Below are 26,801 nucleotides of genomic sequence, written 5' to 3' on the forward strand. Positions count from 1 at the left end.
CGAAGGTTCGAGTGTCCCAACGGGATCGCTTGAGGTTCCAGACCATTCTCTTCTTCCCCTTCTGATGCGCAGGTGCGCCTCTCAAGCTACGCGTTGTGCTCGCCGCCACGAAGACTCTTCATCTAGCGAATCCAATGCTCGGAGCAGCTGTGACCTGACCAAGTTGAGGGAAGGTCAGCTCTCGATAGACCGTGGACCGACTCGATATTGAGGCTCAAAGATTGAACGAGGGGTAAGAAACCAGAGCAAAAAGAGGAGCGCGGCGCCATAAGTGACGAACGAAATCGTGAGCGGGACGTTGACGAACGTTTGCGCGAGAACGCCGGCAGACAAAAGCACGAATCTCGGCGGTAGACCCGATGATAGGCAATTGCCGAGCGATATGATCAACCCGCATACCAGGGCAGAGATGGGAGCCCAAATCATTCCAACTGATGCGATACCTTCGGTCGCGAACAGGGAGGCGTTGAAATTCCCGATCTGATAGGCATTTTGCATCGCGATGGCCAACGGCTCGCGGTAAGGGCAATTGACAAATGTCTTTACGAAATTGACCTGACAAAAGTAGGTCAACTCGTGCGTCGAAAAGAAATCATTGTAGTAGTCAAGAGCACTCGATGGTAGGGCGACCATCCTGAAGTTCACCAAACTGAAGTATGCGATGAATTGCTGAAATGTGATCGCATCCGCGTCAAATAGTTTCGCCAGAAGTACTCCAACTGAAATCGGCAAGAGGAGCGAAAGAACGACAGTTGTTCTGGCTTCAAACAGAACCGAGCCTAGGCTCAGCAACAACAACCATCCCGGCGCGAACAGCGAAAGCTTGCTGAGTGTGATCGGGTAAAACAGCAACAGGAGCATCAGCGTCAACGCAGCTCGCCACCAGCTCTTCTGCGTAACAAAGTATGCAAATGCAAATGGAAGCAGCACGTTCGATGCGATGCCCATTGCATACTCTAGCCAGGTCGGAAATTGAAGCTCGTTGCGGAAGCTATAGATGTCGGACAGTCCCACCAGTCTTAGGTTGAAGACGGCGCCGCAGCCAACAATGATCGATGCGAGAACAACGATTGACATCAAGAATCTGCCAAAGGCCTTTTCCGATATGACAAATGGCGGTTTTATGGGGGACGCAATGAACAGTGCAGGAATGAGAAAGGCGATCGCCGACGTAAAAGCCGAGGCGTATGCCAAGGAATGATCGTAGGAGAACTTGGATAGTTCGATTAGCCCAAGATAGCCTAGAATCATCGTGTAGAAGTAGAATCCGAGCAGGTAGCCGAAGTTGAACCGGGCAAAGGAAAAGAAAACTGAGATCAACGCAAAGGGCGCGATATTCAGGGCGGCCTTGAACAATACGTCCGGATTAACTTCGGTTAGTCGCATCAGCGATCCATAAAATCGCGTGACGTAAGCGAGTGACACGGAGCAAAGTACGACGTGAACGGAAATAAGTAGGGCGGGCCCGAGCCTGCTGGCCGTGAGTACAGTTGATGCTTCAGGGCTTCGATCAAAAGTCGTAGTCATTGAACTGTGCGACATGGGCGGGGTTTGCCGATCAAATGAGTCGAAAGCCCGAGCTTCAGGTCTTTGTCTCTGCAAAGTTGTGTAAGAGAGCAGCTGCCGCGAACATGACCAAAATGGAGGCGACGGCAGCAATGAACAGGAATTTGAGTGGTCGCGATCTTTCTGTCGTGGTCGCTCTTTCCGGTGCGAGAGAGACTCGCGTTTCGTTGATGGATTTCAGCAAAAGTTGCGCTTCCGCGAGAGCGCTTTCCTGCGACGCGTGTTCCGTGCGGGTCGCCATAAGATCTCGGGCGAGTTCAGTTCGTTCGATGGACAGGCTAGCTAACAGGTTCAGTTGGGCCGAGATGAGCTCTCGAGAACGTTTGGTGTCGTCGGTGGAAGAGGGCGGTGGTTGCTGAGCATCGCGAGCCTGCTGTGCAGCCAAATCTTCGCGTTGTGAGCGCAAGGACGCTCGTAGCTCATCGGACAATTCCTCAAAGTCGTTACTGGCCTTTAGGCTGTTGGTGATCTGCTGACTCAGATCATCGGTCGATTTCTTGGCCAACACGGTGCGCGCAGCGATGCCCTCGCGGATGAAATCGCTTCGTCGTTTCTGGGCGCCGATGATTTGATCAAGGACGTTTTGTTGAAATTGCTTCGCGTCGGTCTCGGCGCTCGGGTCAATGACGCTCTGCAAAGCCACGGTACGTCCGATGCTCTCTGCGGTGGAGTTCCGCAGGGCGCTCAGAGTCGGGGCCGGCACGCCCTTCTTCCCTAACTCCAACAGGGCGAGTGGGACGTAGACGACCGGAATTCGCTTTGCCACCAGGTCTGGAACGTCCAACAGTTCGTCTTTTCCGTTCACGGTAAAGGAGCCAATATCTATTGCCGATCGAATAGTTGTTAATGGCCCGACGAGCAGGAAGATGGCGGTTGCCAAGAGAAGAAATGTCACGCCCCCGATCGAGAGCAAGATCCAACGATACGACAAGAACGAACGTACAACTGAAGGTTTCATGATCTTGTCGGCCATCGTCTTGCGCCAGCTTCGGAAAGCTAGGTTGCGTCGAGGCTATTCTACGTCTGATAGTGATCGAATCAGGGCAGATTCGACATCTGCGGCGACCAATCCAACAGGAGCACCGTCGGTAGCTCACTGAGCATGTCGGGAGCACAAGCTCCGCAGAATCTTTCGGTAAGCGCCAGTCGAAGCTTCCTCGGTATATTTGAGGGCAGCGGTGGCCGCTCGGCGGCTTCGTTCATGCGTGGTTGCCCGATCTGCTGCCGCGTTGCGCACCGCCTGCGCGAGTTGGAGTGGGTCTTCCGGGGGCACAATCCATCCGATACCTTCTTCGGTTACCGCTAATGCAACCTCAGAATGTGGTTCCGTCGCCACGATGACGGCGCGCCCGACCGCCAGAAAATTATAGAGCCGGCTTGGGATGGAAACGCCGGCTACTTTATGCCGGTAAGGAATAAGCCACACATCCGCAGCCGCAAGAAAATCGACGAGCTGGTCCTCCGGTACGGGGTCCAGCAGGGTTACATTCTCTAGCTTCTCGGACTCTTGAAGGCTTCTAAGCTCTGACCATCCAATCCCCCATCCGGAGAGAACGAAGTGTATATTTTGCTCGTTTCGTAACAGCCGTGCAGCCTCGAAGACGGTACGAGGCGCGTGCGTGAAGCCGAGATTGCCGCATAGCCCAACAATGAATTGCGAGGAATGGGCCTTTCTGAAGCGATTTTCATCATCGGGCTCGCGGAAGCCAATAGGAAGCAGCGTCCAGTTTGGCACGAAATGGATCTTCTCCGCATTCACTCGCGGATAGCGCAGCAGAAGAGGAGGTACGTCGCGGCCGATGACGAAGATCACATCCAACGATCTGAAGAGCCATGCATTGGCAACACGAAAAGTGCGCGCAACCAGGGACGTTCGTCGGGCAAGTCCGGCTGCCTCCAGCGCCTCAGGATAGAGATCGTAGATCAGTAACGCCGTATTTGCCTGCCGCAACCTTGCGGCAAGCGTGATCGCATATGGTAGCGTGAACGGGCTCGTGACTGACATGACGACGTCGTTTGAGCGTGCTCGTCGGTAGACCGCCCAGAACATCCTCATCGCCAGCGCCATATTCGCGATAAGGCGCCTTCCAAGCGCGTGCTTGGGCGGGCGCCGGTTCAGGATCTCGATGACATCGGGAGCCTTTGGGTCGTCCTCCGCTTGCCTGGCGGAACCGGGAGTTCCAGAGAGCACGACTACCTTCATGTCGAGGGCGATCGAATGGGCGATAGCTCCGAGATAGGTCGCCGTCGTGCTTTCATCTGGTGGATAGAACTCCGACGCAAGGATTAGCCTAGGTGGTCCCACCGCCTTCACCTGTTCTGCGCCAGGAGTGGCGCAATGAAGCTCTGGAGGTTCCCGCCTCCAAAGAGACGGCCGGACAACCCTGCGGCGCGAGCTGCGTCCATATCGGACGACTTGTCACCGACGACGAAGCTATTCGTGACGTCGATGGGAAATCTGTTCAAAAGATCAAAAATCATGCCGGGTTGTGGCTTTCGTCGGTCACTTACACATCTGTAACGCTCGACCACTCCTTCTGGATGAAATGGGCAATATTCAAAGGCATCAATACGTGCATCATGCGCCGCCAACTGGGTTGCCATCCAATCGTGCAGGATATGCACGTCGCTCTCTTCATAGAGGCCTCTAGCTACGCCTGATTGGTTGGTTATCACGAAAGCGAAATAGCCAGCATCATTGACCGCCTTTACGGCTTCAATCGCGCCCTCGATCCAGACGAATTCGGAGATCTGAAACGTGTATTCGCGGTCGACATTTAGAACGCCGTCACGATCGAAAAATACTGCCGGGCGTTGTTCCGCCAATCCTTTACGTGGGGCATACGGAATTTGGATTCCTGCCATGTCATTCACGACCTGAACAAATGATCATAGAACAGCTTGGTATTTCAAACTGCCTTCAACTTCCGAAAAGCAAATAGTACCATTTTTAGTAGCAGCCAACCGTCTCGAAAGCGGGAGATCTGGGTATCGCCAAATGTACGCGCTTTGTAGTGGACGGGAGTCTCGATCATTTTGAGATTTTGCTTCGCCGCGCCGAAGATCAGGTCGAAATCACCAAACGGATCGAAGTCTCCAAAGTAGGACCTCTCCTTGATGAGGGCCTCGTAGTCACTGCGGCGCAGCACCTTCGTGCCGCAAAGCGTGTCGGTAAGACGGGTGTTGACGAGATAGCTGAAGATGTAGGCGAACGCCCGATTTGCTAGAAGATTGAGTGGCCGCATCGCCTCGTTCTCCATCGGGTAGACGAGGCGCGTTCCGTTCACGAAATCGGCTTTTCCCGTTTCCACGATGGCGTGATACCTCGGAAGCTCCTCCGGCGGCATCGTGAGATCCGCATCCAGGATCATCAGTACGTCGCCCGTCGCGTGAGCAAATCCTTTGCGAACGGCGTCTCCCTTGCCTTTGCCGTCTTGCTTCAAGATCTTGATCTGCCACTCGTCTCTGTACTTATCCTGAATGCGTTCGCATTCCTCGAACGTGCCGTCCACGGAATTGCCTTCGACGAAGATGATCTCCTGTTGCGATGCAAAGCGGGGCATTCGAAGAATGGCATTTTCGATGTTGCCTCGCTCGTTGCGGCAGGGAATGACGACGCTCGCCGAGAACTTTCGGCCCGGGAATGGCCGGATCGGTCGTCCCACCAGATAGGTACGTAGGCAGAGCCGCCGTATTCCCGGCAGCGGTGCGACGAAGCGATTGACGAATGTGCCGAAACCCAGAAGCTTGCGTGGCAAGAGCTGGCGTTGCTCCTGTCGGATGACCTCGAAATCCGCAAGGTCCATCAGGTTGAGGAAGTCAGCGGTCGCGAAGTAGTTGATCGGCGGCTGCTTGCTCTTGAGCTTAAGGATTTCGCCGACTTTCAGGATCGGCTCCCAGAGATGCGAGTAGTAGGCAATTACCAGCCGCGTCTCCGGCGTACTGAGACGGTGCACCGTTCGCAGCGTTTCATCTATCTTCTCGAACATTCCTATCGTGTCTGAAATCACGATGTAATCGAAGGGACCCTCGATGGACGTCATCGTGTCCGGATCTTCGACGTCGCCAACAATGAAGTTCAAATTGGGGTACTGGGCCTTTGCGCGCTCGATCGCGCGCGGGCTGAAGTCGACGCCAACGCCGTAGCTCGGTTCGAGCGTCGCCAGCAAGTCGCCGCGGCCGCAGCCGAGCTCTAATACCCGCTTCTGACGCGGGATCAGGAATCGCATGTAGGCGCGATCATCGTTGTAGTAGGCGGAGTTGATCGTTCGCCAATGCACCTGGTCATCGATCGTGTCCTCGGTGTGCTGAACGAAGCCGTGCTTCCGGGCACTGCGGAGGGGGAGGACGTCGGCCGTGGGAGGGGTGGACATGATCGTAGCGCTTCCTTCGGAGCGGTCTTCGGGCGTGTGACGACTTACTGGATGACCGGACGCAAGAGAAGAAAGACGGTGCGAAGCTCGAGCAGGGTGTCGCCGTCCTGGTACTGGACGGGCTTAGGCCCCAACAGATCGACGTTGCTGGCCGCTTTGACTGCATCGGCAGTAGGAAAATAGTTCTTGTCGATCACGTATGCTCCTACATCTTCATGCACGAGAGCCTCCGCAAAACTGTTCGTGGTGCCCCGCCTATCTCCTAGATAGGCCGCGGTCAATGGCTGGATACCGGCATAGGTCAGTACAAATCCTTCCCCGTATTCGGGAAAGGGTACGCGATAGGCGAATTCGATGACCCTGCTTCCAGTCAGGTTGCGAATCTCGTCGCGGTCGAGCACAGCGGCCTTGGTTAGCTCCGCGTGATTTCTCAAATAGGACTGTAGCCGCAGGGCGACCGGATACGCCACGAGCACCGTGACGGACGCAGCAATCAAGGTTGCGATCCGCGAGAGACGTCCCTTCATGAGGAGATGAAACGCAATGACGCAGCCCGGTAGAGTGGCCGAAACGCCGGCGGAGTAGTGGAAGGCGTAGTGCTTGAAAACGAACAGGGCGGACAGTGCGCTCGCAACGCCGCACCCAATGGCAATCGTAAGCTCGGGACGCGGCTGCCGACTTCTGAGCAGGAGTAGTCCTGCCGTGAGTGACAGTCCTGCTCCTCCGATGAGTGCGATCGGAAGGGCAAATGTCTTGTCCGATGGAATTGCGCGAAATGCACTGAGGACCTCATCGGAACTTACGACAGTCTGGCTACCGGCTCCGTAGAGGCCAGATCCGAGCGCCACGGCGCGATGAAAATTCAAAAGCGCGCGGAAGTCGTTCCAGCCAATGATGAAGTAACCGATGGCTATGAGGATTGCGACGAACATTGCGCTGAAGACGATCAACCCTCCCAGAAGTCGAACGGAATTGCTTCGGGAGAAGCCGTATTGCGCGATCATTGCCGCGCAGAGAGCCGCGGGCACGTAGATGTAGGACAACTTGTTGAGATACGCGATTGAACTGACTGCGGCCGCGAGGACGAACGTTTTGAGCATCCCGCGGTCATCCCGCGTGATCTGGAACAGGCTGAAAAGGAAGAGCGAATTGACCGCAAACGCGAAGGATTCGTTACTCGGCGAGAGGAACGTCGTGACCGTGCCCGGGGTCGACAACATCCAAAGCAGAATGCTGAGGACGATCACCGGCGCGGAGACCAGAGAAGCGGTTATCCGGACGAACAGGTAGACACTACAGGCGCCGACCAGGGCAGCCAGCGCCATCGCAAGCAACTGGTAGGTGCGGATGTGCTCGAGGACTGCGTGAAAGAATTCGAGTGGGGTGGACGCGAACGGATATCCGCTGAGCGCCAGAGCCGACCAAGTCAGAAAGTAGAAGGGAAGGCCCGGATGGTTCGTCAGGCCATTCGCCGGATACATATGGTGGTGGCCCAGGCGGAAAGCGAGATTGAGTGCATTGGCAAGGCCAAGAGGCTCATAGTCGTTGCCGAGCCAGAACGAGATCGGGTACAGAAGGGCCAATGACGGCGGCAGCAGGAAGAACAGGGCGGCCAGGACAAGCGGCAGTTTCGCAGATCTAGACTTCATAAGAGGGTAATCTCGTGCGGGCAGACCAAACCGACCAATTCTCTTTGCACCGCTGGCTCAATCGTGGATTGTACAGAAATCGGCAGAGTTGACGCAACAATGTTTCAAAAGCTATTGCGGGATCTTGCCGTCAGGGTGTTCGGAGTCGTGGCCGAATTCGGTTCCAGGTCTAAGCTGTTTCAGCGGATGTTTCTAGCATCCTATTCCATGTATAAAGAGTACCTGGAAGCTGGGCCAGTCGACGAGCTCAAGCAGTTTGTTCCGGTCGGCTCCGTCGTGATCGATGTGGGGGCGAATGTTGGTTTCTTTTCGAAGCGCTTCGCGTCCTGGGTGGGTCCGCAGGGTCAAGTGATTCTGCTTGAGCCGGAAGACAGAAATTTCGAAGCCTTGCAGTCGATGCTCAATCGGGATGGCTTGATCGGTCGAGCCCGTTTGATCAAGGCCGCCGCCTCAGAAACGTCCGGCAAAGCACTGCTGAAGATCAATCCTCACCATCCAGGGGATCATAAGCTGTCCACGGACGACACGGGCGTCGCGGTAGAAACGGTGCGCTTGGACGATCTGGTGTTGGACAAGGGCGCTGGCAAGCCGAGCTTGATCAAGATTGACGTTCAGGGTGCCGAGCTGATCGTGTTGCGGGGCGCGCCGGAGATATTGAAGCAGGCAAAGCCGGCGCTTTTTGTCGAGCTTGACGAGGCGGGGCTCGGGAAATTCGGTGCGTCTGTCGCGCAAATACTCGGCTACATGGGCAGCGCCGGGTACGATGCGTATTGGCTCAGAAAAGGAGGGCAGTGCACGAGGGCGACTGAAAGCGACATTGTCGCGCGAATCTCAGAGATCGGATACGTGGACGTGCTTTTTCTGTGTTCGAGCGGGCGGGCCTCGGGCCGGACCGGGTGAGCGAGGGAAAGTGTGGAGGCTCCTTGCCCGGAGGCCACGCATTTCCCACGCCTGATCTACGCGGCCGATTCATCAGTTCCAGCCATTCGTCCGGGACATGTCTGGGCTTGACCCGGCCCCCCGACATGTCCAAAGAAGGGCCGGATGGGGGCGTTGAGACTCCCAATTGGCGACCCCTCCAAGAGCCTCCGGCATGTTTGCGAGTAGTGGCATCCTGTTCAACCACGAGAGTCCAATCTGCGGCGAAACCTTCGTGACCCGCAAGATCACCTGCGTGTCGCTCGCATCGAAGTCCGCCTCGAGGGCGCGCTCTCTCTCGGCAATCTCGAGGCCAAGCGCGACTGGGGCCATGCCAGAGGCTATGTCGAGGGCATGCGCATGATCTTGCAAGCCGACAAGCCCGACGATTTCGTGTTGGCAACCGGCGAGACCCGCTCGGTTCGCGAGATGGTCGAGCCCGCCTTTGCCGAGGTTGGCCGCCGGATCGAATGGCGCGGCAAGGGCGTCGACGAGACCGGCGTCGATGTGAAGAGCGGCAAGACGGTGGTGAAGATCGATCCCACCTATTTCCGTCCCACCGAGGTCGATCTCCTCGTCGGCGATGCCAGCAAGGCGCGCGCAACTCGGCTGGAAGCCGAAGCGCAGTTTCGCGCAGCTCGTGCAGGAGATGGTGACAGGCGATCTGGCCGAAGTCAAACGGGAAGCCACCGATGGCAAGCGTAGCGTTTGAGCTGAAGGGCAAGAGCGTCTACGTCGCCGGCCATCGCGGCATGGTGGGCAGCGCGCTTTTGCGCCGGCTTGCCCAAGAGGACGTCAGGCTGCTCACGGCCAGTCGCAGTGAAGTCGACCTCTGCAATCAGGCCGCCGTGTTCAACTGGTTCGTCCATAATCAGCCACAAGTCGTCTTTCTTGCCGCCGCCAAGGTCGGCGGCATCGTCGCCAATGATACGCTGCGCGCCGAGTTCATCTACGACAACATCGCGATCGCCGCGAATGTGATCCACGCCGCGCATCTGAACGGCGTGGAGAAGCTGATGTTCCTGGGCTCCTCCTGCATCTATCCAAAACTGGCGCCGCAGCCCTTGCGCGAGGATTCGGTACTCACCGGCCCGCTCGAGCCGACCAACGAACCCTATGCGATCGCCAAGATCGCGGGCATCAAGATGGCGGAGGCCTATCGCAGCCAGTATGGCAGCGATTTCATCAGTGTGATGCCGACCAATCTCTACGGCCCCGGCGACAACTATCATCCCGAATACAGCCACGTCGTCGCCGCCCTGATCCGCCGCTTCCACGAGGCGAAGCTCTCGGGTGCGGCGAGCGTCGCGGTCTGGGGCACCGGCACGCCGCGGCGCGAGTTCCTCTATGTCGACGACATGGCGGATGCCTGCGTCCACCTCATGAAGACCTATTCGGCCCCGGAGCTGATCAATATCGGCACGGGCGAGGACGTCACCATCGCCGAGTTCGCCCGCGTCGTCGCCGACATCGTCGGGTACCGTGGCGCCATCACCTTCGACACTTCGCGCCCCGACGGCACGCCGCGCAAGCTGCTCGACGTCAGCCGCCTTTCCGAGCTCGGTTGGTGCGCGCAGACCTCGCTCGATGACGGCATTCGGCGGGCCTACCAGGCATTCCTGTCGAGCTAGTCCATCGAATTGGGAGTTCGTTGTCCCGCCACGTTGCGGGCACGGCTGTTACGAATGTCGGGACACGCTCGCCTTGGGCTCGAGATCGACGTCGCGCTCCGCGAACAGGGAACGAGGTGTAACATACCAAAGCAGGAGCAACAGCAAGGCGCCGTGACTCGCTAGCGCGACCGACAGCGGCACGTTCATCAGGATGTTGAGCAGAACTCCACCGGACAGGAAGACGAGTTTGGCCGGCAGTCCCGCGGAAACACGGTTGGCGAAGCCGAACAGGAGCCCGCAGCCGAGGGCTGAAAGTGGCGCCCAGGTCATGCCGAGGGAGGCGATTCCTTCCGTCGCAAACATCGAGGCGTTGAAGTAGCCAATATGATAGGTGTTCTGCATCACAACGGAGAGTTGGTCCTGATAGGGGCAGGCCACCAGCCGATTGATGATGCCGATGTGGCAGAAATGGGTCACGTCGTGGCTGGAGAAAAAGCCGTTGTAGAAGTCCATTGCGCTGGACGTGAGCGCGAACGCTCTGAAATTTGCTGACCCGAAGTAGGCAATGAATGCCTGGTGTGGAAGCAGGTGGAAGGCGTTGAGTGCGGCCGCTGCAATCCCCACCAGCAGTGGCAGGAGAAGAGAGACCATGACCGCGGTCCGAACCTCGAAGAAACGGGTCAGTGCGGCCAGGAACATCAGCCATGCCGGGGCGAACAATGACACCTTGCTCAGCGTGATCGGCCAGAAGAGGACGAGCAAGAGCAGGCACAGCGCTGCGCGCAGGCGCATGTCGAACCAGACGAAACACGCAAATGCAAAGGGTAGCAGCGTGCCCGAGGTCATTCCCATGGCGTATTCCAGCGGCTTCGGGAATCCCAGCTCATTGCGAAACTGGTAGATGTCCTCGAGGCCGACCAGCCGAAAGTGGTAAAACATCCCCATCGCAACGACAGCCGCGGCCGCGATCAGGATCGCCGACAGAAGTCTTCTGAACATTTCAGGCGTCAGCGCGAAACGCTGTTTGATCGGCGACGTGATCAGGAGCGCCGGTGCCAGGAAGGCGACCCCCGAGGCGAAGGCAGACACTGACGCCTTGAAGTGATCATAAGGAAACGTCGAAAAGTTCACGAGCCAGAGATAGCCCAGGATCAGAGTGTAGGCATAGAAACCGAGCGCATAGCCGAAACTGAAGCGGCTGAAGGCAAACGCGACGGACACGAGGGCGAAGGGGGCCACCCCGAGAGCAGCCGCTCGAAGATGGTCAGGATCATTTCCGGCGAGTCGAAGAAATACGTCGTAGTTGTCGACCACGATGATCAGCGAGATGCAGCACGCGATGACGTGGCAAAAGCCGAGTAAAGTTAGCCGCATCCAGCCAGAGGGACGCGAACCAAATGTAGCCTGATCAGCAATCAAGTCTATTTCTGCGCGAGAAGGCCCACCGATGAATGTCGAGGTCAAGACGAGAATAGCCTTCCATTGTCACGATCCGCAATCCAGGGGGCCACTTGGCCGACCACGAACACGCGCATGTGCCAGACAATGTCTTCCCCCGAGAAGCGGGCGGGTGCTCCGCAAACACATGTGTTTGTTTAAGGCCAAGCGTGTGGAAAGTCTAGTTTTCGGCGCATAGGACTTTTTGGGGATGGGCGGGCCCTGCCTCGGGCGCGGCCGATTGTCCGATAGCGACTGAGGCAATCGAAGTACGGATCAATCAGCGTGCGTACGCTCCGAAGTCGCTTGAGATCTCGCGAATGGCTGATCCGGTCGCAGATTCAGTTCAACCGGGAATACTGCTGCTGCTCGCATTCTTCGAAAAGCACCGATTGTCTCGAGCCCTCGTAAACATCGTTATTGAAGAACACCGAAAAGGTGTAGTGCGGCCTGCCAGGCACCGGAGCCGCCTCTCTCAGACAAACAAAATAATCACCTGGCCCATGGTCAGTTCTGCGCAGCGCCGATATCTCGACGGGCTGCGTCAGTCTGGCTTCTTTCACAGAACTGCCGATGCCTTTTTGCAAGGCTTCCTGGCTAGGAGGTCCCACTGGCTGGACGGCTGATGGGGGTGCAGGGGCGTCTACCCACCCTGAAGAACAGCCGGATAGAAATAAACAGAGCGGTAGGATGTAGCGCATCACTCGACTCCCTAAGCGGCCGGAATGGCTGCGCTAGAAGTTCGGAGGCTCGGGCTGCGGCAACAACGTGCCACGGCCGTCAGCGAATGAGACTGTACTTTTAGCCTCCTTCGTTCAGTACTGGCAGGCGATCGTGAAACGCCAGCCTCAGTCGTGCTGATTGTCACTCTGGGCGTATCGTCTTGGGGCCCGTACGGCCCGTCGGCTTAGATTCAACTACCGTAAACAGCAGGGTCCAGAGCGAAAGTGCGGCGCACGGAACTGTGTAGTAGGGCGTAAAAACGGGATGTGTCGCAAAAAATAGGATATTGACGGCGAGATTGGCGGCTAAGACCATCGTAACTCCGCCTCTTGCGCTATGGCGCGTCAGCAGGGCCGTCCAACCGACGGCGAGCAATAGCAATCCGAACTGCGGGTCCATCGCATATTCGAGCAGCGTCGCCAAATCCAGTTGCGGAGAAACGGCATCAGCAGCTCCGTAGGTCGTCGAAAATGGCGAGCCAGCGTTGATGGCATTCGCGACCAAAGTTGGCGACACCCCGAACAGCAAGCCCACTCCGAAGGAGACCCCCCTCAAGAAGCTCGTCATGTTGCGCGTTAACAGGAATGTGCCGAACAAAGTCAGAGAGTATCCGGCGGACAGCAGCAGATTGGCCAAACGAAAGTTGACTGATAGCCCGAGCAGGAATCCGAGAGCGGAGAATATTGCAAAGGAATGGTCGCGTCGCGAATTGAACAACTGCGCCGTTAGCCAACCCGCGGCTGCACAAACGGCCATGGTCGGCGCCATAGAATAACTGGCCTTGGTCGGATTGATCATCAAATATAGCGCGACGGCGCCGAAAACCATTGCAATCGCCAGGGTAGCTTGCGTCTGGGCGCGCCGAATCGCGAGGACAACAAACGCAAAAACGAGAAGGGTGCATACGGTGTACAGGGGTACTACCTGAGTGCCGGGCGAGAATAGGGCCAGCACGAACCCCGTGCCCGGCGGATATTGAAGAACCCATTTGTTCAGCGTGGATATGTACGTGTGACAAGGGGGTATCTTGCCTTCGTCCCATCCTCCTGGCAGTCGGTGCAATTTGTTGATCAGGTAACGGTCGTCGTCCTTTGTGAGGGAAGTCTCGAGTCCGTCGACGCCAAATCTCTGGAAGAGATGCGCCTGCCGAAGATAGCAAATGTCATCATTGACGCCGCGATCTTCCGTCCAGCGGGACATGGACAGGAGATTGCTTATTGCAATGCCAAGGCAAAGCGCCAAAGCAAGTGCTTTTTGTACTCGAATTGTCATTCCGCCGCCGCTCTATCTTTCGCGGGGACATCAAGCACCGCACTCCGTTTCACGGCGTCCACAATGAACAGCGGACGCGCCTTTCCGCTCAGATATATCCGCCCGACATATTCGCCGATGATGCTGAGCGAGACCAACTGGAAGAAGGATGCAACAATGATGGAGATCATTAAGCTGGTCCAACCCCGTTCAACTGTCAGGTACATCCAGGCGTAGAGGGAGTAGAGGCCGACGGCAAAAAGTACGATCAGAAGACAAATCGCTGCGATAGAAGAAAACCGAAGCAGAGTCATCGAGTAGCCAAGAAATGCATCGGCCGCGAATGCAAGCATTTTTCGCAAGGGGTATTTGGTCTCGCCGGCAAATCGCTGCTGACGATCGTATTCAAACGGAACTTGCCGGAAGCCGACTGACGCTACCATGCCGCGGATGAAGCGATCCCGTTCTGGCATTTGGGCGATCAAGTCCGTCACGCGACGCGACATAAGTCTGAAATCGCCGGTGTCGACGGGTATCACGATATCGGTCATCCTTTCCAATAGCCGGTAGAAAAAACGCGCCGACGCCTTTTTGAACCAGCTATCGCCCACCCGACTTCGCCGTTTTCCATAGACTACGTCGGCGCCCGTTGCATATCTGACCCGGAGCATCTCGCCGAGCAACTCCGGAGGATCTTGCAGGTCGGCATCCAGCACAAAGATGTCGGTGCCTCTCACCGCCGATAGTCCAGCGGTTAATGCAATTTGATGACCAAAATTGCGGGAAAGCCGGATCCCGATGATGGGATCACCCTTATTGATGAGTTCCTCAATAGCTTTCCACGTTTCATCCGAAGAGCCGTCGTCGACCAGGATGATCTCGTAGTTCGCTCCCACGGCCGTTACTGCGCTTAGGCTTGCGCGCCGTACGAACTGACCGACGCTTTCCTCCTCGTTGAAGCATGGCGCGACAATGGAGACGAACGCCCGCGAGGCTTCATTCGCCATGCCAATCGCATTGGTGTTCATGCTGGAGCTAGAGTGGGCCACAAGTACCTTCCATGCATCCGTCATTTGTCGCTGATCTGAAGGTTGATCTGAAATGGAGTGCAGGCGTTGTCCGGCGGCCCAAGTAGGCCGACGCTGAGGCATCCTTTTGATCGATCGGACAAGGCGGTCGTCAGTGGTGTGAAGCCATTGGTTGCCGCGTGCTCGATATCGACCAGGGTGCGTTCAAGTCCGCTATAGAGCGCGTTGTCTTTTGTGTTTTCCTCAGGAGTGAACCTGACAGCTATGGCATTATGAACACCTAACGCGCGCAGATAGGCCATCACTGAAAGTACTGGTTCATAGGCGCGTGGGCCATGAGCATCTAAGACAACTGGACTAACCGGGGCTTGCTGAGCAGCACGTGCTACGCGCTCCACTTCGTGGAAGAACGAATTGGTGGAGTCGATGTTTTTTTTGACAGCGACCGCGAGGGCGGGCGGGCTTTTTAAGTTTCCGGTTACGAGAGCGAATATCCAGAAAACCGAGGCAGCGAGTTGTGCGTATTTGATCGTGCGGTCAGGGAAGTGATCGCGGAGTTTGCTTGATAGCTCGCACAAGATAAGGCAGCAGACGGCTGGAACGAGCAGCATCGCTGGGAAGTCGTATCGAGAATTGTGTGGAAAGAGCATGCGGTACACGCCGCATTGAGCGGCGTACATCGCGACAAAGAAGAGATAAATCGCGAATGCGCCGCACGAGAGCGTGATCCAATGTGTAAGTGGTTTGTTCGGGAGGACCTTCAACAATCGGAAGAAGACTATTGGGAGAACCCATAACCACCACGTAAGCGACAGTGCTTCCAGCGTGCCCACTATTGCGAATAGAATAGTCTGGGATGGGCCGGCCGATTTCCCATAGTAGTCAGCCCCGCCCATGCTGCGTACCTCCTTGACGATCATGAAGGCGATCGAAGCGATGGAAGTCAGAACGAGCGCTGTAAGTAGAAGGATGAGAATTGTGGACAGTCGTTTGTAGGTCCGCGCCAGCGCAAATACGAAAGCGGGTCCAAAGAGCGCCAGAGGCAGGAACGTCTCTTTCAGGCCGGCGAGAGCAACCGCTGCAACGGTGAGGAGGATCGCGCCTGCGCTCGGGCCAAGCCTCCATCTGGAAAAGAAAACAAGATCGGCGCCCAAGATCATTGCCGCGACAGCCGCGGCGCCAAATATCTCCGACGGTCCGAGGCGGGACCAGACATCACTCCACAAAGGTAGAAGCGCGATCCAGGCAACTATCGGCCCGCCGAGCCATACGCCAACAAATCGCGAAATCGTCCACCAGACGGAGGCAAGAAAGAAGGCAAAGCAGACCGTGTTGACGAGATACCACAGGTGAACATCGGGTCCGAAGAGGGAGGCCTCGCTAACCTTGAGGAGATAGAAGACGGGTCGAAAGCGTCCCTGCAATTGCCCGACCTCGGTCTTTTCGATGAGCGTGCTCCAGATTTTGCCCGCGGGCAGATGCAGATCGGGTCCCAGATAGCTAAACACCTCGTGGTCATCGATCACGCCCCAGTTGGCCTTGGATATCTGGTTGCCGGTGAGGAGATAGGAGAAGGCCACGGAGAAGCTCAGGATGGCAACAAGCTGCAGCGTCCGGTTATTCGGAAAAAGCAGCCGATCGAGCCAGTCCATTTCAGTCCCCGTTCCGCTCCAGCCCATGCCAAAGACGGCCGGCCAATCATTTAGGCTGGGAGGGTCGCACTAGGGACGGATCGCGTGGACGACAGGTGGCCGAAGGGTCAAAAGGTGGGCACCCTCTTCGGATAAGCGGGGCCGCCAACAGGCCAATCCTCAGCAGCAGACAATAATTCTGCGGCCCGCCAAAACAAGGCGGGATGCCCAATGTTGCTCGTCGTCCCGAGCTATGCCTAATGCATTAAGATAACCCCCAGCTCCCAGAGCTAGTAAGCGCAACTCTCGGGCGAGATCAATAACCTGCAACCGCGCGCTGATCGACGATGTCACAGTGATGGGTCAACCGGTCGAGGAGCGCGGCGGTCATCATGGCGTCGCCGAACACGCTGGGCCATGCTCCGAAGGTGACGTTGACTTGGACCTCGGCGACGATAGAGCCGCGCCAGGGTGATTTTCCCTGCAGAATTCCCCGATCCCAGGGAAACTGGGATTTAAGCACTCACCGCTCGTCGGCGATTACCTTGCCATCGTTCGGTAGCGCGCCCGGGCTCACCAACTCGACATTGCCACCGAGCTTCGTCACCGCGCGTAGCGTGGCGGCGATCTCCTCGTGGAGCGCCTCGCTTGCTGCCGCCGTCTCGGCCTTCAACGTCATCGCATCCGTTTCGCGCTCGCGGGTGACGATGAGGCGCAGGCGGCCGAGCGCGGGATGGCGCTTGCCGATCTCGGCGATCTGCTCGGGGCGGACGAACATGCCCTTGACCTTGGTGGTCTGGTCGGCGCGACCCATCCAGCCCTTGATGCGCATGTTGGTGCGGCCGCAGGAGCTCTTGCCCGGCAGCGCCGCGGTGAGGTCGCCGATCGCAAGGCGGATCCAGGGATGATGCGGGTCGAGCGAGGTCACCACGATCTCGCCGACGTCTCCTGGCGCAACGGGATCGCCGGTGCCTGCCTTGACGATCTCCATGATCAGGTCCTCGTTGACGACCATGCCTTCGCGGGCCTCGGTCTCGAAGGCGATGAGGCCGAGATCGGCGGTACCGAAGGCCTGATAGGCGTCGATGCCGCGCGCCTTGATCTCGGCCTGGAGCGAGGGCGGAAACGCGGCGCCCGACACCAGCGCGCGCTTGATCGAGGAGACATCGCGCCCCGCGCTTGCGGCGGCGTCGAGCAGGATCTTCAGAAAGTCCGGCGTGCCGCTATAGCCGATCGGCCGGTAGGCCTCGATCAGCTCAAATTGCGCTTCCGCGTTGCCCGGGCCCGCCGGGATCACCGCGCAGCCCAGCGCCCGCGCCGAGGCGTCGAAAATGAAGCCCCCGGGGGTCAGATGGTAGCCGAACGTGTTGAGCACGACGTCGCCGGGCCGAAAGCCCGCGGCGAATAATGCCCGCGCCCCGCGCCAGGGGTCGGCCTGGGTTCCCTCCGGCTCAAAGATCGGTCCGGGCGAGGTGAACAGGCGCGCGAATGCCCCGGGCGGGTGCGCCACGAAGCCGCCGAAGGGCTGGGAGGCCCTGTGCAGGGCGGGCAGTTCCGACTTGCGCAGCACCGGCAGCCGCGCCAGCGCCGCCCGCGAGGTCACGGAGGCCGGCTCGAAACCCTTCAGACGCTCGGCATAGGCCGGTGCGGCCATGGCATGGTGCAGGATGCCTGGCAGCCGCGAGAACAGCTCGGCCTCGCGCTCGTCGGGCGCGCGCGTCTCAAGGGCGTCGTAATGGGCGGTCATGGCTGGTCCTCAACTGGTTCGCTTCCGTTGCGCCGCCTCGCGCGCGTCGCTATCAGGGCGGCAGCCGGAGCTGGAGAAGGTGGAATGGCCGACGAACAGGGGATCACGACGGAGGAGGCCGCCGATGTCGTCGCCAGATTGAAGCGGCGAACGATCGACGCAGCGCTGCCGTTGTGGTCGGGCGAAGGCTGGGATGGGGCTACGGGCGGCTTCATCGACCGGCTGCACAAGGATGGCACGGCGGATCGTGTGGCGCCTCGCCGCGTGATGGTGCAGGCCCGCCAGATCTACTGCTATGCCAAGGCGGCACAGATGGGCTGGTATCCGGACGGCCGTGCGATCGCGTTGAAGGGTCTCGAGTACATGCTGGCGCGCGCCAAGGCGCCGGACGGCCGTCCGGGCTACGTGCATCGCTTGACGCCGGAAGGTACCGTGCTGGACGGCAAGCGCGATGCCTACGACCACGCTTTCATCCTGCTCGCGCTTGCGACCGTCTATGCGCTGGACAGGGACGCGCAGGTTCGCGCCGAGATCGACGCGCTGCTCGCCTTCATCGACGCGCATTTGCGCTCGCCGCATGGCGGTGTTCACGAGAGCCTGCCGACGGCGATGCCGCGCCGGCAGAATCCACACATGCATCTGTTCGAGTCGATGATCGCGTGTTTTGACGCGACGCATGACCTGTCGTTCCAGAACCGCGCCGGCGAGTTCTTCGCGTTGTTTCTCGCCAATCTCTACGACAAACAGAAGCGCGCGCTCGGCGAATATTTCGAGGAGGACTGGTCCAAAATCGAGCCAGTCAGTGTCGAGCCCGGCCACCAGGCCGAATGGGTCTGGCTGTTGAAGGGATTCGAGCGCATCACGGGCTGCCCGACGGGCCGCTATCGCGGCGAATTGCTGCAGACAGCGGTGCGCTGTTACGACACCGCAACTGGCTGCCTCATCGACGAAGCCGACGTCGACGGCAATATCCGCCGGCATTCGCGGCGGCTGTGGCCGCAGACCGAGATCGCGAAAGCGTGGATCGCGCAGGCCGAATCCGGCGAGACGGGCGCGGCGGACAAGGCGCTCGCGGCGCTGGTGCGGCTGGAACGGCACTATCTCAGCCATCCGGTGAAGGGCGGCTGGTATGATCAGTTCGACCGCGACGGCAACTCGCTGGTCGAGACCATTCCTGCGTCGTCGTTCTATCATGTTCTCTGCGCGGTCACGGAAGCCGAGCAAGTGCTGGGGTGAAACGCTTTTGTTTTGACGCGTTTTCTTCACGCGAACCGGTTCCCACTTCGCTTGAAAACGCTATAGCCAGCGCTTGCGTCGCTTGAAGCTCTTGAGGTTCTTGAAGCTCTTGCGTTGGTCGCCGGCGCCGCCGAGGTAGAATTCCTTGACGTCCTCGTTGTCGCGCAGATCGTCGGCGGTGCCGTCGAGCACGACCTTACCCTGCTCCATGATGTAGCCATGGCTCGCGACCGAGAGCGCGGCGCGTGCGTTCTGCTCGACCAGCAGGATGGTGACGCCGAGGTCGCGATTGATCTTCTTGATGATCGCGAACACTTCCTTCACGAGCAGCGGCGACAACCCCATCGACGGCTCGTCCATCAAAATCATCTTCGGGCGCGCCATCAGCGCGCGGCCGATCGCGAGCATCTGCTGTTCGCCGCCGGAGAGATAGCCGGCGAGGCCCGTGCGCTCCTTCAGGCGTGGGAAATAGTTGAAGACTATGTCGAGGTCGGCATCGATCTCGCGGTCGCTGCGGGTGAAGGCGCCGAGCTTGAGGTTCTCCAGCGACGTCATGTCGGCGACGATGCGCCGCCCCTCCATCACCTGGAAGATGCCGCGGCGGACGATCTTGTCGGGGTCGATGCCGTTGATGCGGTCGCCGTCGAACATGATCTCGCCGCGCGTGACCTCGCCGTCCTCGGTCTTGAGCAGGCCGGAGATTGCCTTCAGCGTCGTCGACTTGCCGGCGCCGTTGGCGCCCAGCAGCGCCACGATCGCGCCCTTGGGCACCTCGAGGCTCAAGCCCCGTAGCACCAGGATGACGTCGTCATAGACGACCTCGATGTTGCGCACGCTGAGCAGCGGCGGCGTGGGAACGACGCTTGGACTGGGGCGCGTTGCTTCGGCGGTTTGGGTCATGTCTCTTCATTCTCCGCTGTCGTCGCCCGGCTTGACCGGGCGACCCAGTATTCCAGAGACGCCGGACGTGCCCTGAGAAGCCGCGGCGTACTGGATCCCCCGCTTTCGCGGGGGATGACAGTTGTGCGCGAGGCGAGGGGTGAGCTCACCACCCCAGCCATTCCGGCTTGCGCGGCAGCTCGACCGTCTTGACCTTCTCGAGCTTGATCACGCCCTTGCTCATGAGATCATTGAGGTCGCCATCGGTCGCGCCCGTGATCTTGGTGCGATAGAGATCGACCTTGAGCGTGCCGCGATGGTCCTTGTCGGTCCAGGTCGAGGGATTGCAGACGCCTTCCATTCCCGCCGGCACCCAGTCCTTCTTCTGGTAGAAGCCCTTGGCGACGTTCTCGCCGGTGGCGCCGCCGTTCTTGACCGCCCAGTCGAGCGCTTCCTTGGTGTAGAGCGCGCTGCAAACGGCGGCGACGTAGTGCACGGGGCGATAGACCTTACCGGTCGGATCGGACATCTTCGAGATCTCCATCACCGTCTTCATGCCCGGTGCGTTACCGCCCCAGCTCACTGCGGTACGCAGCGGGAAGATCACGCCGTCCGCCGCATCGCCGGCCGTCTTGGCAGCGTTCTCGTCCATGCCCCAGACGTTGCCAAGGAACTGCACGTCGACGCCCGCGGTCTTGCAGGCCTTCAGCACGGAGATATTCGAGGCAGCCGTATTGCCGAGATAGGCGTAGTTGGCGCCGCTGCTCTTCAGGCTCAGGCATTGCGCGCTGTAGTCGCCGGGCGTCAACGCAAACACGATCGGCGGCAGCACCTCGAAACCGAGCTCGGTCGCGAGTGCCTCGCCGGCGGCCTTCGGTGCGTTCGGGTAGGGATGGTTGCCGCCCATGTGCACGAATTTGGGCTTGCCGCTCTTGCCCTTGGCCTTCCAGTCTTCGGCCGCCCAGGTCAGCATCGCGCGCATGGCATCGGAATAGCTCGGGCCATAGAAGAAATTATACGGCGCGGCCTTCGCCTTGCCGCTGCTGCCCTCGGGATCGGTGAGTGCTGCGGCGTAGGAGCCGGACATATAGGGGATCTTGTCCTGCGCGACGAAGGTCGTCAGCGCTTCGGTGTCCGCGGTGCCCCAGCCCATGATCGCCGCGACCTTCTCGCCGCCGGACCACTTCTTGTAAAGCGCGACCGCGCGCGGCACCTGGTAGCCGTAATCATTGCTGTCGACATTGAGCTGCTTGCCGCCGATGCCGCCATTCTTGTTGATCCAGGCAAAGGTATCCACCACGGCCTGGCCGTAGGGCGTTCCCACGTCGGAAGTGGCGCCGGAATAGTCGGCGAGATGGCCGATCGCGATCTGCGCATGTGCCGGCGCGGCTACGGCGCCGACCAGCAGCGCAAGCGATGCGGTGCTCAAAAGGGCTTTGATCTTCATGGGTTTGTTCCTCCTGTTTTTCGTTTAGATGGCCCGCGCTCAATGCGAGAACGGGTAGAGTTTCCAGTAAGCCTTGATCTGCCGCCAGCGATGCGCGAGCCCGTCCGGCTCGAACATCAGGAATGCGATGATGATGAGCCCGATCGCGATCTCGCGCAGGAAGGTGATGTTGGTATTGAGCGACAGCGCGTGATCGATCGCGCCGCCCTTCAATTGCAGGCTGAGCCATTCCATCGATTCCGGCAGCAGCACCACGAAGGCCGTTCCCATCAGCGTGCCCATGATCGAGCCGGTGCCGCCGATAATGATCATGGCGAGGAACAGGATTGACCGCTCGATGCCAAAGCCTTCCTGCGAGACCACGAGCTGGTAATGCGCGTAGAGCGCGCCGGCGATGCCGGCGAAAAAGGCGGCGAGCCCGAACGACAGCGTGCGGTACTTCGTCAGGTTGATCCCCATGATCTCCGCGGAGAGATAATGGTCGCGGATCGCGACCAGCGCTCTGCCGTCGCGCGTGCGCATCAGATTGGTGACGAGGACGTAGCTTGCGAGCACGTAAGCCAGCACGACGTAGAAATACTGCTTATCGCCGCGCAGCGCATAGCCGAAGATCGAAAACGGCTCGGCGCTGGCTGGCACCGAGCCGCCGGAGAACCATTCGGCGCGCGAGAAGAAGTCGAGCAGGATGTATTGCGCCGCGAGCGTCGCGATGACGAGATAGAGCCCCTTCAGCCGTGCCGCGGGAATACCGAAGACCAGGCCGACGAGCGCGGTGACGATGCCGGCGAGCGGGATGGCGAAGAACACCGGGATCGGTGCGTTGTTGGAGATATAGGCCGAGGTGAAGGCGCCGAGCAGGAAGAAGGCAGCATGGCCGATCGAGATCTGGCCGGTGAAGCCGACCAGGATGTTCAAGCCGAGTGCAGCGATCGAGAAGATGCCGATCTGGATCAGGATGCTCAGCCAATATCCGCTGAAGAATTGCGGCGCCAGGCAAAGCAGCAGCACGCCGGCAATCGCAAAGTTGCGGCTGGTCCTGGTCGGGAAGATCGTGGTGTCGGCCGCGTAGGTGGTGCGGAAATCACCAGCAGGGATGAGGGCAGGGCCAGCCATGGTCAAATCCGCTCGATGTCGTGGGTGCCGAACAGGCCGTAGGGCTTGATCATCAGCACGATGATGAGGACGTAGAACGGTGCGATCTCGTAGAGATTGCCCCAGTGCAGATACTGGCTGTCGACATATTGCGCGATGTTCTCGAGAAGCCCGATGATGATGCCGCCGAGCACGGCGCCGCCGACGGAGTCGAGCCCGCCGAGGATCGCCGCCGGAAACACCTTGATGCCGTACGCGGCGAGCCCCGACGACACGCCATTCACCACGGCGACGACGACGCCCGCGACCGCCGACACCGTCGCCGAGATCGCCCAGGCCATCGCGAACACGCTTTTGACGGAAATGCCGAGCGACTGCGCCACTTGCTGATTGAACGCGGTGGCCCGCATCGCAAGCCCGTATTTCGAGGCCCGGAAGAACCAGGCCATGCCGATCATCATTGCCACCGACACCACGAGGCTCATGATGTAGACGGTCTGGATCTGCAGCCCGAGCAGGTTCACCGACTGGCTCTCGAATACGCGCGGGAACGGCTGTGGGTTGACGCCGAACATCCACTTCAGCGCGGCCTGGAAGACCGTCGAGAGGCCGATGGTGACCATGATCACCGAGATGATCGGCTCGCCGATCATGGGCCTCAGGATCAGGACCTGGATCGCAATGCCGAACACGAACATGAAGACGAGCGTCATTGGCATGCCGATCCAGAACGGCACCTGGTATTTCGCCAGCAGCGCCCAGCACACCCAGGCGCCGACCAGCAGCAATTCACCTTGCGCGAAGTTGACGACCTGCGTCGCCTTGTAGATCAGCACAAACGACATCGCGACCACGCCATAGAGCGTTCCGACCACGAGGCCGTTGACCAGGAGCTGGATGAGGAATGCGGTATTCATGTCGATTTCCGCGCAAAATGCAGAAGCGTTGGCGGTGCACCCTCTTCCCTTGCGGGAGAGGGTGGCTTCGCGAAGCGAAGCCGGGTGAGGGGTTGCCTCCGCATTGAAGGTGTGGAGACAGGACCCCTCACCCCTACGAGCTTGCGGCTGAGGGTGGAGCTGCCCTCTCCCACAAGGGGAAAGGGCACAATAAGGTGCATCGTGCTCGTTGCTTGCGAAAGACTCACTCCGCCGCCTCCGCCATATGCGCGTCGGCGCTCAGGTCCACCACCCGCAAGCTCGTGCGCACCCTCTGCGTGGTGCCGTCCTGGAAGCGGATCACGGTGTCGACGGGGATGTTGGCGTCGCCCCGGTAGATGGCGTCGATGATATCTGCGTATTTCTCGTTGATGACGCCGCGGCGCACCTTTCGGGTGCGGGTGAGCTCGCCGTCGTCGGCATCCAGCTCCTTGTAGAGCAGGAGGAAGCGCGAGATGCGCTGCGCCGGCGGCAGCGTCGCGTTCACGGTCTCGACTTCCTTCTGGAGCAGCGCATAGACCTCCGGCCGCGAGGCGAGGTCGCTGTAGGTCGTGAAGGAGAGGCGGTTCTTCTCCGCCCATTTCGAGATGATGGAGTAGCGGATGCAGATCATGGCTGCGAGCGCGTCGCGGCCCGCACCCAACACTACGGCTTCCGCGATATAGGGTGAGAACTTCAGCTTGTTCTCGATGAATTGCGGCGAGAAGCGTTCGCCGCGCGAAGTCTCTGCGAGGTCCTTGATGCGGTCGATGACGACCAGCTGCTTGCTATCGTTGAAATAGCCGGCATCGCCCGAGAGCATCCAGCCATCCCTGATGTCGGCGACGCTTGCCTCGGGGTTCTTGTAGTAACCGAGGAACATGTTGGGATGCCGCACCACGATCTCGCCGACCCCGTGGATGTCGGCATTGTCGATGCGGATCTCGATGTCGTCGGCCATCGGCACACCTGTTGTGTCAGGGTCGACCGTGCCCTCGGGATGCAGCGTGTAGGCGCCCAGGAGCTCGGTCTGGCCGTAGAGCGTGCGCAGCGGCACGCCCATCGCCTGGAAAAACTTGAAGGTATCAGGCCCAAGCGCCGCGCCGCCCGTCGCAGCCGAGCGCAGCCGCGTGAATCCGAGACGGTCGCGCAGGGCGCGGAACAGGATCATGTCGGCGAGGCTCGAATGCTTGCCTTGCGCGAGCGCGGCAAGCCCGGTCTTCATGCCAAGATCGAACAGCCGCTGCTTGAACGGCGTCGCATCCATCACCTTGGCTCGGACATCGGCGGCGATCGATTCCCATACGCGCGGCGCGAAGAGAACGAACGTCGGCGCGATCTCGCGCAGATCGTTCATCATGGTGTCGGGCTCTTCGACGAAGTTGATCTTCATCCGGCAGAGCAGGCCTTTGCCGAGCACATACACCTGCTCCATGATCCAGGGCAGAGGTAGCACCGAGACGTATTCGTCGTCCGGTCCCTTCGGATCGAAGGCGAGATAGGTCGCGCAGTGGCCGAGCACGCGGCCGGCGGCGAGCATCGCAAGCTTGGGATGCGAGGTGGTGCCCGACGTGGTGCAGAGGATCGCGACGTCCTCGCCCCTGGTCGCATCCACCAGCTTGTCGTAAAGCTCCGGCTCGCGCGCGGCGCGCGCACGGCCGAGCTCGGCGAGCTTCTCGGCCGGCATTAGCCGCGGATCATCATATTTCCGCATGCCGCGCGGATCGGAATAGATGATGTGCTTCAGTTTCGGCACGCGGTCGGCGAGCCCCAAAAGCTTGTCGACCTGCTCCTCGTCCTCGGCGAAGACGAGCTGCGCTTCGCCATAGGTGAGGAGATAGGAGGCCTCCTCATCCAGCACGTCGCGATAGAGCCCGAGGCTCAGACCGCCGATGGCATGGGTAGCCACTTCCGCCGCGACCCAGTCGGGCCGGTTGTCGCCGATGATACCGATGACGTCGCCGCGGCCGAGGCCGAGTTCAACGAGGCCGAGCGCGAAATCGCGCACCCGCCTCTGATAGTCGCTCCAGGTGAAAAGACGCCAGAGCCCAAAATCCTTTTCGCGCAGCGCGACCTCGCTGCCGTGCTCCTTCGCATTCAGCCGTAGCAGTTTCGGATAGGTGTCGGCCTGCGCGACGCGCCCCGCATAATCCATCATGCCGCGCACTCCGGGGCAGCGGGCTTGTCGTCGGGATCGACCAGCACGTCGTCCTCTTCGCCGAGATAGGCGCGCTTGACGTGGGGATCGGCCAGCACCGCGGCCGGATCGCCCTCGGCGATCTTGCGGCCGAAATCCAGCACCATGACGCGGTGGGAAATATCCATCACTACGCCCATGTCGTGCTCGATCATCACCACCGTCATCCCGAACTCCTCGTTGAGATCGACGATGTAGCGGGCCATGTCCTCCTTCTCCTCGAAGTTCATGCCGGCCATCGGCTCGTCGAGGAGAATGAGGCGCGGCTCCAGCGCCATGGCGCGCGCCAGCTCGACGCGCTTGCGCAGGCCGTAGGGCAGGGTGCCGGCTTGCGCTTTTCGAACCGATTGCAGGTCGAGGAAGTCGATGATCTCCTCGACCTTGCGGCGGTGCGCGAGCTCCTCCTTGCGCGCGCCGGTCAGCCAGTACAGCGAGCCCGTGATGAAATTGTTCTTCAGCAGGTGATGGCGGCCGACCATGATGTTGTCGAGCACGCTCATATGGTGGAACAGCGCCAGATTCTGGAAGGTGCGGCCGATGCCGAGCGAGGCGCGGGCGTTTGGCGTCAATCCGGTGATGTCGCGGTCCTGGTAGAAGAGCTGGCCTTCCGTCGGCTTGTAGCGACCGGAAATACAGTTCACGATCGAGGTCTTGCCTGCGCCGTTGGGGCCGATGATCGAGAACAGCTCGCCGTCCTTGATGGAAAAGCTGACGTCGGTCAGCGCGCGGACGCCGCCGAACCGCAAGGACACGCCGCGCACTTCAAGATTGGTTGCCACCAATAATTCCCTCCCCGGCGACGGCGCTTTGGCGCTCTTTCGTCCATTTCCTTGGGCTGATCCTATATCGGCCGTTCGGGCGAGGCCATGCAGCCGATGGTCCCGGTCCGATCACGCGGCCGGCGCTATCCCCATTGGGAACAAAAGCCGCATCGCGCGAGGTGGTCCTCAATAGGGTAAAGCGCTATCTTGAAATGTCTTGTGCCTGACAATTCGTCGGCAAAGTTTTTCGCGGGGGCGGGGCTTGCTTCTTTCGCCGCAGGGCGAATGAGGCGGGTTTGCTGCGATGCAGCAATCAGGCGGGGTGGCGTTACGGTGCGG

General features: G+C 59.6%; 21 protein-coding genes and 2 pseudogenes. 4 read left to right on the plus strand and 19 right to left on the minus strand.

Going from position 1 to position 26,801, the window contains the following annotated elements; translation table 11 throughout:
• Positions 1–174 precede the first annotated feature (174 nt).
• The 6 genes from NLN62_RS32740 to NLN62_RS32765 all read right to left on the minus strand — a co-directional run bounded on the left by NLN62_RS32740 (position 175) and on the right by NLN62_RS32765 (position 7,420).
• A complete protein-coding gene (locus tag NLN62_RS32740) occupies positions 175–1,386 on the minus strand; it encodes a hypothetical protein (RefSeq protein WP_051390317.1) in 1,212 nt (403 codons plus the stop codon).
• A 196-nt stretch (positions 1,387–1,582) separates the two neighbouring features.
• Positions 1,583–2,539 (minus strand): hypothetical protein, encoded by a 957-nt coding sequence (locus tag NLN62_RS32745; protein WP_027528536.1) that lies wholly within the window; start codon positions 2,537–2,539, stop codon positions 1,583–1,585.
• Between the two features lie 120 nt (positions 2,540–2,659).
• Positions 2,660–3,880 (minus strand): glycosyltransferase family 4 protein, encoded by a 1,221-nt coding sequence (locus tag NLN62_RS32750; protein WP_254111550.1) that lies wholly within the window; start codon positions 3,878–3,880, stop codon positions 2,660–2,662.
• The gene (locus tag NLN62_RS32755; protein ID WP_051390318.1) at positions 3,877–4,431 is read right to left on the minus strand and encodes an HAD-IIIA family hydrolase; all 555 of its coding nucleotides are present in this window, start codon (positions 4,429–4,431) and stop codon (positions 3,877–3,879) included. Before NLN62_RS32755 ends, NLN62_RS32750 begins: the two co-directional genes overlap by 4 nt.
• A 44-nt stretch (positions 4,432–4,475) precedes the next feature.
• Positions 4,476–5,939, minus strand: a complete 1,464-nt coding sequence (locus tag NLN62_RS32760) for a bifunctional class I SAM-dependent methyltransferase/glycosyltransferase family 2 protein (protein ID WP_254111551.1) — start codon at positions 5,937–5,939, stop codon at positions 4,476–4,478.
• 44 nt (positions 5,940–5,983) lie between these two features.
• A complete protein-coding gene (locus tag NLN62_RS32765; protein WP_254111552.1) occupies positions 5,984–7,420 on the minus strand; it encodes a hypothetical protein in 1,437 nt (478 codons plus the stop codon).
• A 267-nt stretch (positions 7,421–7,687) separates the two neighbouring features.
• On the opposite strand from NLN62_RS32765, the gene NLN62_RS32770 reads away from it, so the two are divergent.
• The 3 genes and pseudogenes from NLN62_RS32770 (at position 7,688) to NLN62_RS32780 (ending at position 10,137) form a co-directional block, all read left to right on the plus strand.
• Entirely contained in the window at positions 7,688–8,488 is an 801-nt protein-coding gene (locus NLN62_RS32770; protein WP_051390319.1) for an FkbM family methyltransferase, read from the plus strand.
• Positions 8,489–8,672: 184 nt separating this feature from the next.
• Positions 8,673–9,218 (plus strand): annotated as a pseudogene (locus NLN62_RS32775) (GDP-mannose 4,6-dehydratase); the annotation flags it as partial.
• Complete coding sequence (locus NLN62_RS32780) at positions 9,199–10,137, plus strand: GDP-L-fucose synthase (RefSeq protein ID WP_305881683.1); 939 nt, start codon at positions 9,199–9,201, stop codon at positions 10,135–10,137. The pseudogene NLN62_RS32775 and the gene NLN62_RS32780, both read left to right, overlap by 20 nt.
• 48 nt (positions 10,138–10,185) lie before the next feature.
• Here NLN62_RS32780 and NLN62_RS32785 read toward each other — a convergent pair whose 3' ends face one another.
• The 7 genes and pseudogenes from NLN62_RS32785 to NLN62_RS32815 all read right to left on the minus strand — a co-directional run bounded on the left by NLN62_RS32785 (position 10,186) and on the right by NLN62_RS32815 (position 17,936).
• Entirely contained in the window at positions 10,186–11,583 is a 1,398-nt protein-coding gene (locus tag NLN62_RS32785) for a hypothetical protein (protein ID WP_156944979.1), read from the minus strand.
• 314 nt (positions 11,584–11,897) lie between these two features.
• Positions 11,898–12,257, minus strand: coding sequence for a hypothetical protein (locus tag NLN62_RS32790; protein WP_254111553.1), 360 nt, complete (start codon positions 12,255–12,257; stop codon positions 11,898–11,900).
• Positions 12,258–12,420: 163 nt separating this feature from the next.
• On the minus strand, positions 12,421–13,551 hold the full coding sequence (locus tag NLN62_RS32795) for a hypothetical protein (protein ID WP_035665410.1): 1,131 nt from the start codon (positions 13,549–13,551) through the stop codon (positions 12,421–12,423).
• On the minus strand, positions 13,548–14,558 hold the full coding sequence (locus tag NLN62_RS32800; protein WP_084802067.1) for a glycosyltransferase family 2 protein: 1,011 nt from the start codon (positions 14,556–14,558) through the stop codon (positions 13,548–13,550). Before NLN62_RS32800 ends, NLN62_RS32795 begins: the two co-directional genes overlap by 4 nt.
• A gap of 41 nt (positions 14,559–14,599) precedes the next feature.
• Positions 14,600–16,210, minus strand: a complete 1,611-nt coding sequence (locus NLN62_RS32805; protein WP_254111554.1) for a hypothetical protein — start codon at positions 16,208–16,210, stop codon at positions 14,600–14,602.
• A gap of 295 nt (positions 16,211–16,505) precedes the next feature.
• Positions 16,506–16,634: pseudogene (locus NLN62_RS32810) on the minus strand (ATP-binding protein); the annotation flags it as partial.
• 78 nt (positions 16,635–16,712) lie between these two features.
• Positions 16,713–17,936 carry a phenylacetate--CoA ligase family protein gene (locus NLN62_RS32815; protein ID WP_254111555.1) on the minus strand — a complete coding sequence of 408 codons (1,224 nt, stop codon included), beginning with the start codon at positions 17,934–17,936 and terminating at the stop codon, positions 16,713–16,715.
• A gap of 84 nt (positions 17,937–18,020) precedes the next feature.
• Here NLN62_RS32815 and NLN62_RS32820 point away from each other — a divergent pair, with 84 nt between their 5' ends.
• Positions 18,021–19,172, plus strand: coding sequence for an AGE family epimerase/isomerase (locus tag NLN62_RS32820; RefSeq protein ID WP_027528547.1), 1,152 nt, complete (start codon positions 18,021–18,023; stop codon positions 19,170–19,172).
• Between the two features lie 60 nt (positions 19,173–19,232).
• Here the strand turns inward: NLN62_RS32820 and NLN62_RS32825 are convergent, their stop codons facing one another.
• The 6 genes from NLN62_RS32825 to NLN62_RS32850 all read right to left on the minus strand — a co-directional run bounded on the left by NLN62_RS32825 (position 19,233) and on the right by NLN62_RS32850 (position 26,480).
• Complete coding sequence (locus NLN62_RS32825; RefSeq protein WP_254111556.1) at positions 19,233–20,072, minus strand: ABC transporter ATP-binding protein; 840 nt, start codon at positions 20,070–20,072, stop codon at positions 19,233–19,235.
• 145 nt (positions 20,073–20,217) lie between these two features.
• Positions 20,218–21,498 (minus strand): ABC transporter substrate-binding protein, encoded by a 1,281-nt coding sequence (locus NLN62_RS32830; protein WP_254111557.1) that lies wholly within the window; start codon positions 21,496–21,498, stop codon positions 20,218–20,220.
• 39 nt (positions 21,499–21,537) lie between these two features.
• Positions 21,538–22,611 (minus strand): branched-chain amino acid ABC transporter permease, encoded by a 1,074-nt coding sequence (locus NLN62_RS32835; protein ID WP_027528550.1) that lies wholly within the window; start codon positions 22,609–22,611, stop codon positions 21,538–21,540.
• Positions 22,612–22,613: 2 nt separating this feature from the next.
• Complete coding sequence (locus NLN62_RS32840; protein WP_027528551.1) at positions 22,614–23,507, minus strand: branched-chain amino acid ABC transporter permease; 894 nt, start codon at positions 23,505–23,507, stop codon at positions 22,614–22,616.
• A gap of 223 nt (positions 23,508–23,730) precedes the next feature.
• A complete protein-coding gene (locus NLN62_RS32845) occupies positions 23,731–25,662 on the minus strand; it encodes a long-chain fatty acid--CoA ligase (RefSeq protein ID WP_254111558.1) in 1,932 nt (643 codons plus the stop codon).
• Positions 25,659–26,480: an ABC transporter ATP-binding protein gene (locus NLN62_RS32850; protein ID WP_027528553.1), complete on the minus strand. Its 822-nt coding sequence runs from the start codon at positions 26,478–26,480 to the stop codon at positions 25,659–25,661. The genes NLN62_RS32845 and NLN62_RS32850 overlap by 4 nt, the downstream gene beginning before the upstream one ends.
• Positions 26,481–26,801 lie beyond the last annotated feature (321 nt).

Source organism: Bradyrhizobium sp. CCGUVB23, from assembly GCF_024199885.1.
Lineage (GTDB): Bacteria > Pseudomonadota > Alphaproteobacteria > Rhizobiales > Xanthobacteraceae > Bradyrhizobium.